The organism is Streptomyces sp. NPDC058683 (assembly GCF_042716195.1).
In the GTDB taxonomy this organism is placed as follows: domain Bacteria; phylum Actinomycetota; class Actinomycetes; order Streptomycetales; family Streptomycetaceae; genus Streptomyces.
Window position 1 is genome coordinate 55,780 of sequence record NZ_JBHXSK010000023.1, and the last position, 11,904, is coordinate 67,683.

Here is an 11,904-nt window from a genome sequence, read left to right on the forward strand (position 1 = left end):
GAGGCCGCGCCGTCGCGTCCAGCGTCGCCGGTGCGGCCGGAGCCGGGCGTCACCTATTCAGGGGATCTCTGTCACCTGACTCCCCGGTCGGTGCACCCGGTCAGTCGGCCGCTTCGGTGCCGGTGCCCCGCTCGATCGCCAGCCGGGTCAGCTCGACCCGTGAGTTGATGCCGAGCTTGGCGAAGATGTGCTTCATATGGGTGTTGACGGTGTGCACGGACACGTAGAGCCGGTCGGCGATGGCCCGGTTCGTGAGGCCCCCGACGACGAGCGGGATGAGTCTCCGCTCGGATTCGGTCAGGTCCTCCCATCCCTGGGGGCCGGCCGTGTGGGTCCGCACGGGGCCGGACCGCACGCCGAGCCGCCTCAGACGCCCCCGGATTCGCTCCTGGTCGCGCCCGGCCCCTGAGGCCGACGTCAGACGGCCCGCTTCTTCGAAGTACGGGATCGCCGATGTCGTGTCGCCCGCTTCCGCCATCAGCTCGGCGAGGTCCTCACAGGCCGCCGCCAGGGCCAATGGCCTGCCGGTGTTCCGGTAGCCGGTGACGGCGGACGCCAGCGCGCCGGAGTCGTGCTGGAGCAGTCCGTCCACGTGGGCGCGGACCGCCCCGATGATCTGCCGGCTCTCATCCTGTGCGTCCAGGCTGAGCAGGGCGCCCGACACGGCGTGGGCGAGCGACGGGTTCCCGCCGCGGAGCGCGGTGCGCACGATCTCGGGCCAGTGGCACGGGGGCAGTGCCAGCAGCCGCGCCGGTTCCTGGGTCTCGAAACTCTCCGCGAGTACCGCCGCCGCTGCGCCGGCGTCGCCCTCGGCGTCCGTCAGGCAGGCGCGGGCCAAGGACACCCAGGGGCCGTACCGCTGGGTGTGTGTGCCGGAGCCGGTGTCGGCGGTGCCGAGGTGGTCCTTGGCCTTGGCGAGGTCACCGCGTCTGATGTCCACCAGTGCCAGGACGGCGCGGGCCTGCGGATTCGGCAGGGTGATCTCCAGTTCGTCCGCCACGGCCAGGCTGGCCTCGGCTTCCACGGCCGCGTCGTCCAGCGCTCCCTGTTCGAGGAGCGCGCAGGCACGGGCGGCGTGCCAGTGGGGCAGTGACCAGCCCAGGCCCAGCGCCTCCGCCTCGCGCTGTCCCTCCCGCAGGGTCCGCTCGGTGTCCGCGAGCCGGTCGGTGACGGTCAGTACGGTGGCCAGCCACAGTGCCGGGATCCGCGGGGGTCGCAGATAGAGCGCGGCGGGCTCGGTGCCGGCGCGCCGGGTGGCCTCCTCGGCGAGTTCGAGGGCGCGCGCCAGGTGGCCGCGGTAGAAGAACACCTGTGACCGGAACACCAGGGCGCTGACGGCGACGGCCGGATCGTCGCTGCCGAAGGAGGCCTCGAGCAGCCCGGTCCCGGTCTGCTCGGCGGCGGCGATGTCCCCCAGGTAGACATGGCCCGTCGCCTTTGTCTTCAGCAGCCGGACTCGCAGGTCGGACGGCAGCCCGGGCAGGTCGAGCGCCTTCTGCAGGTGCGTCATCGCGGCGGCGTCGTCGCCCGCGGCCTGGTCGATCTCGGCGGCCACCAGGCGCAGCCGCGCCTCCTGCAGCGGCTCGAGGCCTTCCGGCAGCGTGGCGTCGACCAGGTCGAGCGCCTCGTGGACCCGGCGGGTGCGGCCGAGGTACTCGGCTGCGTCGGTCAGCAGGGCGATGCGGCGCCGGTCGTGCGGGGGCAGCAGGCCGGCGACCCGCTGGGCCAGGTCCGCGGCCGCGTCGGGGGCCGACGACGCCATGTCCCGTACGGCGGTGGCCAGGGTGGTCACGGAATGGTCCTCGACCGGGCCGCCCGACATCACGACGTGCCAGGCCACCTCCGCGGGCCGTGCTCCGGTGCCGCGCAGGCTGTCGGCCGCCTCCCGGTGCAGGGCGGTCCGCACGGCCAGGGGCAGGTTGTCGTGGACCGCCTGCCGGGTGAGGTCGTGGCGGAAGGCCAGTCGCGGGCCGTCGCCCGAGAGCAGACCGGCGTTCAGGGCGGCGTCGACGCCGGACAGCAGGCTGCCGACCTGCCTGCCCATCATCCGGGCGGCCGTACCGAGGTCGAATTCGCGGCCGAGGACGGACCCGATCTGGAGCAGGTGCACGGCGTCCTCGGGGAGCCGGTCCACCCGCGCGGCGACACTGCGGCGGAAGCTGACGGGGATGCCGTCGCGCAGAAGGCCGGTCTCGCCCGCCTCCATCCTGGCGACGTCGGTGTCGGTGAAGCCGCGTACCAGTTCGAGAGCCAGGAAGGGGTTGCCCGCGACGCCGCGCAGGAGCCTGGCCAGTCCGGGTGACGGCGTCGCCCCGAGGACATCGGCCGCGATGTACTGGAGTTCCCGCTGTGGCAGGGGCCCCAGGGTGAGCCATCGGGCACCGAGGCGTTCGAGGTCCTCCCGGACCCTGGCCACGATCGGCCGCTCGGCGTCCGACCGTACCGCCAGCACCCACAGGATCCGCGAGGCTGCCAGCCGTCCGGGCAGGGTGCGCAGTACGAAGAGCGTGGCGGGATCGGCCCACTGGACGTCGTCCACGAGCACGGCAACCGGCGCGCGCTGAGCCCGCTCCTCCAGAGCGTCCGCGATGCTGTCCAGCAGCCACAGTCGCTGGTCGTCGGCGGCCGAGAGGGCCCGGTGGGAGCCGTCGGAAGGCTGCAGAGCGGACTGCAGTGCGGCTCCTGCCGCGTACTGGTCGAGTTCGTCGGCCCGTACCGAGACCACGTCGAACCCGGATCGCCGTGCCATCCCGTCCAGCTCCGCGAGGAACCGGCTCTTGCCGACGCCTGCCGTGCCTTCCACGACGACGCAGGCGCCCCGTCCGCCGCGCACCACGTCCAGTGCCTCACGGGCGGCCATGATCTCGCGATCCCGTCCCCGCAGGCGCAGCCCGGTCATGGCCCGGTTCCCACGCCCGCCGGCGTCGTCACCGGCGGGGTCTGTCCTGTGCATGAGGCCAGCATGGCGCAGGGTCACATCCGCCCTCAACGCCGCTTCCCCGGTGACCACGGCTTTCACCCGGGTGAACATCCCTTCAGGGCCGCCGGCTCACCCTGTCGCGACGCATGCTCCGTGCCATCCAGATCTCTTGCCCCTGGAAAGGAGCACGACGTGCGTACAGGCAAGGAATACCTGGCAGCGCTGAACGACGGCCGCAGGGTGTGGGTGGGTGACGAACTCGTCGACAACGTGGCCACGCACCCGAAGACCCGGGCGTACGCCCGGAGCCTCGCGGCCTTCTACGACCTTCACCACCGCCCGGACCTCCAGGACGTCATGACGTTCGTGGACGAGGACGGCGTACGGCGGTCCATGACCTGGTTCCAGCACCGCTCCGCGGACGACTTGCGGCGCAAGCGGGAGTACCTGGAGACGGTGCAGCGCGAAATGGGCGGCGGGGCCATCCCGCGCACACCGGACGTGAACAACTACGTCCTGCTGACGTACGTCGACGACCCGGAGCCCTGGAGCAGCCAGTCCGTCGGGACCGACGGCAGGGACCTCACCGCGGGGCTCCTCGACTTCTGGAACGAGGTGCGCGACGGCGACCTCAACGCGACGCCGGCCTTCGTCGACCCGCAGGCGGACCGCTCGCGTGACTCCGCACAGGCCGAATCCCCCGCCCTCAAGGTGGTCGCCACCTCGGACGAGGGCATCACCGTACGGGGTGTGAAGGCGATCAGCACCGGCGCGGCCTTCGGCGACTGGATCCACATCGGTGTCTTCTACCGCCCCGGCATCGTCGCGGAGCAGATCATCTACGGGGCGGTGAAGCCTGACACCCCCGGGATCACCATCATCTGCCGCGAGAGCAACGTCCGCGACGGCGAGGAGGTGGAGCACCCGCTCGCCTCGCAGGGTGACGAGTTGGACAGCATCATCGTGTTCGAGGACGTGCTCATCCCCTGGAACCGGGTCTTCCACATCGGCAACCCCCAGCACGCGTCGCTGTACCCGCAGCGCGTCTTCGACTGGCTGCACTACCACTCGCTGGTGCGGGCGACGGTGAAGGCCGAGCTGATGCTCGGTCTGGCCCTGCTGATCACCGAGCACATCGGCACCTATCAGCTGCCGCCGGTCCAGGCCCGGATCGCCAGGTTCGCCGGCTTCCACCAGTCGCTCAAGGCACACGTGGTCGGCTCGGAGGCCCAGGGGTTCTACACGCCCGGCGGCATCTTCAAGCCGAACGTCCTGATGTTCGACTTCGGGCGGGCGTACTACATCGAGCACATCACCGACATGGTGCACGAGCTCATCGACCTGGCCGGCCGTGCCGCGCTGATCTACCCCACCGAGGGGCAGTGGCGGCAGCCCGAACTCAGGCCGTGGCTGGAAGCGCTGCAGACCGGACCGGTCGGCAGGCCGCACGACCGGCTGAAGATCAGCCGCGTGATCCGCGACATGTTCCTGTCCGACTGGGGCGACCGCATCGGCGTCTTCGAGAACTTCAACGGCACGCCTCTGCTGGCCATCCGCTCGCTCACCATGAAGCGCGCCGAGATGTCCCCCAACGGCGCCATGGCGGACCTCGCGCGCAAGGTCTGCGGCATCGAGGGCGTGCGCGACGAGGAGGAGACCGCGTACGAGGCCCAGGCGAACTACGCCCGGCGGCAGGACGCCTCACGTCAGGACGCCTAGGAGCGGCGGTCAGGGCCCGGATCACAGCACACCGCACTCCCGGGCCCTGGCGACGGCCTCGCTCCTGCCGTGTGCGTCGAGCTTGCGGAAGATCGCGCGTACCTGTGTCTTGACAGTGTTGTGGGACACATACAGCTCGGAGGCGATCTCACGCAGTGTCAGCGAGCCGCACAGCGCACGCAGCACCCGGCGCTCCCCCGTCGACAGGTCCTGGGGACGGGGGGCGGCGGGTGTGACCGCCGCAGCCCCTTCTGCTCGGCCGAGCAGGTCGGTCAGGATTCCGGGCGACTCGCATCTGGCCGCCGCCCGCTCGGCCGCCTCCCGGGCCTCGCGCGCCGCGTTCGCGTCGCGCCGCGCGCTCGCCAGCCGCGACCGCGTGAAATGCCACAGTGCGCGCACGTGGGGTTCGCTGCCCGTCCCGGGCGAGCCCGCCGGCGCCGCTTCCGCGTCGGCCAGCGCCTGCTCGGCCTCGTCGAGGCGTGCCTCCTGAAGGAGGAGGCCGGCCCGGCCGACGTAGGCGGGCACCGAGACGAAATGCCGGTCCAGGCCGGCCGTCGCGATCTCCCGGAGCGCCTCGTCGCTCAGGACGAGTGCCAGTTCACGGCGCCCGGCCAGGAGTGCGCACAGGGTCCGCAGACCCAGCGCGCGGACGAGGGCCAGGCCGTGCCCGGCGGCGTGCGCGTCGCGGGTCGCCTCGCCCAGCAATGCCTCCGCCTCCTCGTACCGGCCGGTCCACAGCAGCGCGGCACCGCGGGCCGTACCGGCCAGGGCACGCCAGGAGGTCAGCGGCAGGGTCCCCGTGACGGCGGTTGCGCCGAGCCGGTCGGCGGTCAGGATCTCCCCTTTCAGACAGCAGGCCACAGCCTGGGCGACGGCTGTCGCGTCGCAGACCGTGCCGCCCTCGCCGACGGTCTGTGCTCCCGTCTGCCTGAGCAGGGCCACGTCCAGCCAGCGGCAGGCCGATTCGGGCGCGCCCTTCGCGAGGGCGGTCATCGCCGCCACGACGCACAGGCGCGCGTCGGCGGCCACCGTGCGATGCGGCAGCATGTCCAGCCACTGCGAGACGCGCGCACCATGGCCTGCCGAGATCGCCTTCTCCCATCCGTCGAGGACCGACGCGACGGCCGCGGACTCGTCTCCGCCCAGCATCCAGTGTCGTACCGCCTCGGTCGTCCGCCCCTGCCGCGAGTACCACTGAGCCGCCGACCGATGCAGGGGCGCAACGGTGTCCGGTCCCTCGGATTCGAGGACGTCGGACAGCAGTGCGGCCAGTGCCCTGTGATGGCGGTACGCCGACGCCTCGGCCGTCACGGGCACCAGTAGTTGCACGGTTCGTGCGAGCTCGCGCAACAGGGCGCCCGCCCGGTCTCCGGCGAGGGCCTGGCACGGGCCGGCACTCAACTCGTCGAGCACACCGGTACGGAGCAGGAACCGGCGCTGTTCGGTGGTGAGCCGGTCGAGGACCTCGGTGGCCAGGTACTCGGTGACCGCCTGCCTGCCGCGGGCCAAGGGCCCCTCGGCGTCGGCTGGGTTCCCGGAGCGGGCCAGGGCGCGGCCCATGATGCACAGCCCGGCAGCCCATCCCTCGGTGGTCTCGTGCAGTACACGCGACCTCTCCGCGGTGGGAGCGGATCCGAGCAGACCGGTGAGCACTGCCTGTGCTTCCTCGCGGGTGAAGGCCAGGTCGTACTGGTCGAGTTCGGCGATCAGACCCCGGGCGCGCAGGACCGGAAGGGGGCTTCCGGGAATGTGCCGGGTCGACAGGACGATACGGAAGCCGTGCGGAAGTCTGGTCAGGAAGTCCGCCAGGGTGCGCTGCGCGTCGGCGTCCGTGACGGACTCCAGTCCGTCGAGGATCAGCGTGAGCGGTCCCGCCACGCCCACCCTGGTCAGCACGGTGGGCAGGGTCTCGTCGAGCCAGGTGCCGACCGTCCACTCGTCCTCGTCGAGGCGGGCGGGCAGGTCCGGTCGTGCCTGGTGCAGCGCGCGCAGGATGCCCGCCCAGAGCCGGTCCGGGGCGTTGTCGTAGGCGTCCAGGCTGAGCCAGGCGCACTCGCCGCGAGCCGCCAGGTCCCGCGACCACTCGGTCAGCAGCACCGTCTTTCCGGCACCGGCGGGCGCGGAGACCACCACCACGGGCTCGGTGGCCGCGTCGAGCCGGCGCAGCAGTCGCGGACGGGTCAGAAGATGCGGCGGCTGGGCCGGAGGATGCAACTTGAAGGCTGACACGGAACTGGTCATGGCACTTTCCATGAAGTCGGTCGGAACGAGCGGGAGCCCCCGACGGCCGTGGCTCGCCTGCGAGAGCCGGACATCGGGGGCATCGGTGGGCCGGTCAGGGGGACCGCGGTCGCCGCCGGGGCCTACTGCGAGGCCCTGAGCGCGCCGAAGCCGCCGGCGAAGTGGACCAGCGGTCGGCTGTCCACCCGGTGTGCACAAAAGAGGACGTCACCGACGAAGATGGTGTGATCGCCGCCGGGGAGCGCCTCGGCGACATCGCAGACGACGGCCGCGATGGCGTCCTTCAGCACCGGCACGCCGTAATCGTCGATGGTCTCGACGCCGGCGAACTTGTCCGGTTTGGAGACGGCGAAGTTCCGCGCCAGGAGCTCGCTGTCCTCGCCGAGTACGTTGACCGCGAAGCGGCCGTGCTCCGCGATCGCGGTCCGCGTGTACAGGTGGTTGCCGATGCACACGATGAGCTGGAGCGGGGCCAGGGAGAGGGCGGCCACCGCGCTCGCGGTCATGCCGATGGGCGTGCTTCCGGAGCATGTGGTGATCACGCTGACACCCGTGACGAGCCGGCCCATCGTGGCTCGGAAATCGACTGCGGTGTCGAGGGTTTCAGTCATCGGGGACCTCCGTGAAAGTGGGGGGACGTCGGTGTGTGGCGCGGGCCGCGGGATGGCACCCGGTCGGTCCCGGTCGGTGTGTGGACGCACATGTCGCTCGGGCAAGGCGTGACGTGTGCGGCGCCGCCGGCAGTGAGGTCAGTCCGCGGGGAGGGGTTCGAGGACGAAGGTGCGGCGCAGCAGGGTGTACGGCACATCGGTCAGGCCACGGCAGGGACCCGCGTCGGCCTCGTACGTGTCGTAGGACTCCAGCAGTGACTGCTTGACCCCGAAGACGGGATCCGCGTCCAGGTACGGGTCGTCGGAGGGGAAGAGCATGGTGGTCACGCGCTGGAATCCCGCGGCCGCGATCAGCACATGCACATGGGCGGGGCGCATCAGCGACCTGCTGGTGGCGCTCATGAGTTCGCCGACCGGACCGTCACCGGGGATCGGGTAGCTGGCCGGGCGGATGGAGCGGAAGCCGAAGTGTCCTGCCTCGTCGGTTCGGAACAGCGCGCGCATGGCCGTGTCGACCTGCCCGGGCACCTCCATGTCGTAGTGGCCGTCCGCGTCGCTGTGCCAGACGTCCACCCCGGCGCCGGACACCGGTGCTCCCTCGCGGTCCACGACCCGTCCCTCGAAGAACAGCGGCGTGCCGGGCAGGCCGCCGGAGATGTCGGCGGCGTCGGAGTACTCCGGCCGGTCCTCCCTGAAGTAGGGGCCCAGGACGCTGTTCTGGGTGGCTTTGGCGGGGCGTCGGTTGCTCAGGGAGTCGACGAGCATGGTGACGCCCAGTACGTCGGAGAGCAGGATGAACTCCTGACGCGTCGGTGTGCACATGTGCCCGGTACGCGTCAGGAAGTCCACTCCCGCGACCCACTCGTCCTCCGTCAGTTCGACATCGCGTACGAAGGCGTGGAGGTGCCGGACCAGTGAGTGCAGGATCTCCGCGAGGCGGGGGTCCTTGGTGTCCCGCATGGTCGCGATCACGGCCCCGGTGATGGTGTCGCTGGTCAGATCACGCATGGCGTGCTCCTGTGGTGATTGAGGGGTCGCTGACGGAATCGGTCAGCGGTCTGTGGATGCGGATGTGGATGCGGATGCTCTGGTGACGTTCATGGCGTCTCGCCGGCCCAGGCGCGGGTCAGGAAGGCGCGGACCGCGCTCCGGTCCACGGGACGCGGATTCCAGTAGCCGTCCCGCACGACGAGTTCGGCGGCCTGCTCGATCCCCGATTCGGGCATGCCGAGGTCCCGCAGGGCCCTGGGTGCGCCGAGCCGCCCCGCGAGATCGAACAGGGCGTTCGCGGGGTCGTCCCCCGGCAGTGCCCGCGCGATGCGTGCCATGGCTTCGCCGGCGGCCGGGGCGTTGTAGGCGATGACGTGGGGCAGGACGACCGTGTGGGTCTCGGCGTGCGGCAGCCCGAAGGTGCCGCCCAGCACATGGCACACCTTGTGGTGCAGGGCCATGCCCACCGTGCCGAGACATGTGCCGGCCAGCCACGCACCGTACAGCGCATCGGCACGTGCCTCCGCGTCGTCCGGACGTCGCGCGATCAGGGGAAGGGAGCGGGCGAGGGCGTCGAGCGCCTCACCGGCCATCAGGAACGCGACCGGGTCCTGGTCCTGTGTGTAGAGGGCCTCCACGGCGTGCGCCATGGCGTTGATGCCGCTGGCCACCGATACCGGCGCCGGAAGCGTGTGCGTCAGCTCGACGTCGTACACGACCGTCCTGGGCAGTACTTCCGCCAGCCGCCGGGTCGTCTTCACGCGGCCCTCGGTCTCTCCGAGGATCGGTGTCATCTCCGAGCCGGCGTAGGTGGTGGGCAGTGCCAGCTGCGGAAGACCGGTCCGGGCGGTGATCGCCTTGCCCAGGCCGACGGTCGATCCGCCGCCGACGGCGAGCACCGAGTCGGCTGCCACGGACCGGGCGTGCGCGACCGCCTTCTCGGTGACCTCTACAGGAGTGTGCGGGGCGGCCTCGGCGAAGATTCCCGCGGCTGCCGTTCCCAGCAGATCACCTATCCGCACTGCTGGGTCCGCTTGGCCGGGCGTGCACAGCACGAGCACCCGACGGCATCCGAGAGCATCGACCTCTTCGGGAATACGGCTGCGCGTTCCGCTGCCGAAGACCACCTTGGTGATCTGCGCCCGGTGCACGAATTCCTTCATGATGATTCCCTCCGTCCTGCCGCGCCTTTTCATGACTAGAAGGAAGCGTCACCACGGAAATGATGTGCGTCAACGGAATACGTGAAAGATGACGAGCAGCGACGTGGGAATACCCTGTTCGCGCGACCCTCAGGGCCCCAACACCCCAGGGTGCGCGTGCGATATCACCTATCTGCGGGATGGTGAACCGGGTCGATGCGTTGGACCGTGGGTGCAGGTGCGGGCCCGCGATTCCCATCATGCTCGAAGTCTGTGGCCGAGCCCGACCCAATTCCCGTGCATTGCCTTACGGAGAAACGCCCGGTGGGTCCGCATTGGCGAGAGGCAGCGCGAAAAGCGATGGATAAAGTGGTCGCCACAGCCGAGGAAGCGGTGGCCGATATGCCGGACGGCGCATCGCTGGCGGTGGGCGGGTTCGGGTTAGCGGTGTGCCGGACATATTGATCCGGGCATTGTTGGGTCGAGGCGTAACGGGGCTGCCGGTCGTCTCGAACAACTGCGGGGCGATGGAGTCGGGCCTGGCGGTGCTGCTGGCGGCGGGCCGGATCGCGCGGGTGACGGGCTCGTACATCGGGTCGCCTGGGCTTGTGCCGGTCTTGTGGTGGGCGGGGCAGCTGTATACCTCACCGGTCGCGAGGACTCTGCCCACGTCATGGCGGGTGGCGTGGTGGCGGTTCTTTGAGCCCGGGGGTCGGCCGGGACCGGGGCGGGACGTTTTGGCGCACCGGCAGGCGTGCCGGTCTTCGTGCGCAGGTTCCTGAACCCTCGTCGGACGCGAGCGGGGGTGAGTCTGTTCGGCTCGGCCGGCTTCTCCCAGGGGCGCCGGAGGTCACCGGCGAGCGGTCGGGCGAGGCGGAGCTGGGCGTAAGCGGCGATCACCGGCCAGGTCCACCGGTCGGCCGCCTCCGAGCTGCGGAGCCGGAGCCTGGTCCACCCAAGAGTCTGCTTGAACAGGCGGAACGTGTGCTCGATGTCGAAGCGGCGTAGGAAGGACTGCCAGCAGCGGTCGATGTCCGCCTCGGTCGCGGCGGTGCCCGACCACCACAGCCAGACCGGCTTGTTCACCCCGCCGCTCAGCAGCTTCTCCACGGCCAGGCGGATGACGGTGCCTTCGATGAGGGGCAGCGGTCCGTCGTGGTCCAGCCACGCGGCCCGGTGGGTCAGCCGCGGGTGCAGCCGGTCCCACGCCTGCGCGGTCGCCTTCCCATAGAGGCGGGTGTCGGTGACCGTCATGGCCTGCTCGGCGCCCCAGGTGGAGGGGTCGCCGAAGACGAACTCGACGCCGTGCTTGGGCAGCCACCCGCCCTTGGGGTCAGCCAGGAAGAACCCTGCGCGTGAGGGCGCCGGCGTCGCATCACCCGGTCCGAACGGAGCCGTCCCAGGATCTCGACGGGCATCCCGGCCAGCAGGTGGGCGATGCGCGGAGCGTCGTATCCGGCGTCCAGCACGACCAGGACGTCCGGGTCGCCCGGCTTCCACTGGTCGGCCGCGACCAGCCGTTCGACGATTTCGCTGATCTGGGCCGCGGTCACCGCCGCGACGCCGGCGCCGGGCTCCAGGCGGACAGCGTCGAGCACCGCCGTCCACGAGGTGCGGCCGCTCTCCAACGCGGCCACGATCGAGCACAGCCAGCCGGGCACCATCTGATGCTTGCCCTCGCCCCGCCCGAACGTGTGGCAAAAAGCCCGGTCAGCGCAGGTGTTGGCGTCCGGCCGCAGCCATGGCGAGACGTCCACGGCCAGCACCAGCCGACCGTCGCCGCCCTCGGCAGCGAAATCGACGCCAGCGCACGACGCAGCCGGGTCACATCGATCCGCCCCTGGTTGAGTCCGCCGTACAGAGCCCCGTGACCCCGGCGGTGTTCAGGCGCGAGCGCGAGATCGATCAGCGTGCGCACCGGCCCATCCGCGCACAGCAGCGCATCGCATAACTCGAACAACGCGTCGCCCCGCGCAGTCAGGCACGCGTACAGCTCCGACCGGAAGTGTGATGCTACCGCGAGCGCATCCCGCAGGACGCCCTGATGCACCAAACTCACGACCACGGCCTTCGCGCTGATCCACTCTGTGACGGAGCACAGGCTCAGACGAAGGCCGCCTACACGTCCGCCGAACTGCGAAAACGCCGATCAAATTCGAGCCGCGTTCGACGCCAGAACTTAGAGGTCGTTAAGTCCGATCTTCCTCGGTTCGTGATCGCTCGATCGTGGTATGGATCGCCATACGGGCCGACTGTTCGTCATGTGCATGCCGGGATGCGA

Annotated in this window: 6 protein-coding genes and 2 pseudogenes; 2 read left to right on the forward strand and 6 right to left on the reverse strand. The window is 70.7% G+C overall.

Features of this window, described 5'->3' with window-relative positions:
• Positions 1 to 100: 100 nt before the first annotated feature.
• Positions 101 to 2,953, reverse strand: coding sequence for an AAA family ATPase (locus ACFWXC_RS25430; RefSeq protein ID WP_384482222.1), 2,853 nt, complete (start codon positions 2,951 to 2,953; stop codon positions 101 to 103).
• A 159-nt stretch (positions 2,954 to 3,112) separates the two neighbouring features.
• Between ACFWXC_RS25430 and ACFWXC_RS25435 the strand changes: the two genes are divergently transcribed.
• Positions 3,113 to 4,639: a 4-hydroxyphenylacetate 3-hydroxylase family protein gene (locus ACFWXC_RS25435; protein WP_384482224.1), complete on the forward strand. Its 1,527-nt coding sequence runs from the start codon at positions 3,113 to 3,115 to the stop codon at positions 4,637 to 4,639.
• Between the two features lie 21 nt (positions 4,640 to 4,660).
• Here the strand turns inward: ACFWXC_RS25435 and ACFWXC_RS25440 are convergent, their stop codons facing one another.
• The 4 genes from ACFWXC_RS25440 to ACFWXC_RS25455 form a co-directional block, all read right to left on the reverse strand.
• The gene (locus ACFWXC_RS25440; protein ID WP_384482225.1) at positions 4,661 to 6,880 is read right to left on the reverse strand and encodes a LuxR C-terminal-related transcriptional regulator; all 2,220 of its coding nucleotides are present in this window, start codon (positions 6,878 to 6,880) and stop codon (positions 4,661 to 4,663) included.
• A gap of 122 nt (positions 6,881 to 7,002) precedes the next feature.
• On the reverse strand, positions 7,003 to 7,491 hold the full coding sequence (locus ACFWXC_RS25445) for a flavin reductase family protein (RefSeq protein ID WP_384482227.1): 489 nt from the start codon (positions 7,489 to 7,491) through the stop codon (positions 7,003 to 7,005).
• Between the two features lie 138 nt (positions 7,492 to 7,629).
• Complete coding sequence (locus ACFWXC_RS25450; protein ID WP_384482228.1) at positions 7,630 to 8,499, reverse strand: dioxygenase; 870 nt, start codon at positions 8,497 to 8,499, stop codon at positions 7,630 to 7,632.
• An 89-nt stretch (positions 8,500 to 8,588) separates the two neighbouring features.
• Positions 8,589 to 9,644: a maleylacetate reductase gene (locus ACFWXC_RS25455; protein WP_384482230.1), complete on the reverse strand. Its 1,056-nt coding sequence runs from the start codon at positions 9,642 to 9,644 to the stop codon at positions 8,589 to 8,591.
• 339 nt (positions 9,645 to 9,983) lie between these two features.
• Here ACFWXC_RS25455 and ACFWXC_RS25460 point away from each other — a divergent pair.
• Positions 9,984 to 10,261: pseudogene (locus ACFWXC_RS25460) on the forward strand (CoA-transferase); the annotation flags it as partial.
• A gap of 5 nt (positions 10,262 to 10,266) precedes the next feature.
• On the opposite strand, the pseudogene ACFWXC_RS25465 reads toward ACFWXC_RS25460, so the two are convergent.
• Positions 10,267 to 11,682 (reverse strand): annotated as a pseudogene (locus tag ACFWXC_RS25465) (NF041680 family putative transposase); the annotation flags it as partial.
• Between the last annotated feature and the right edge of the window lie 222 nt (positions 11,683 to 11,904).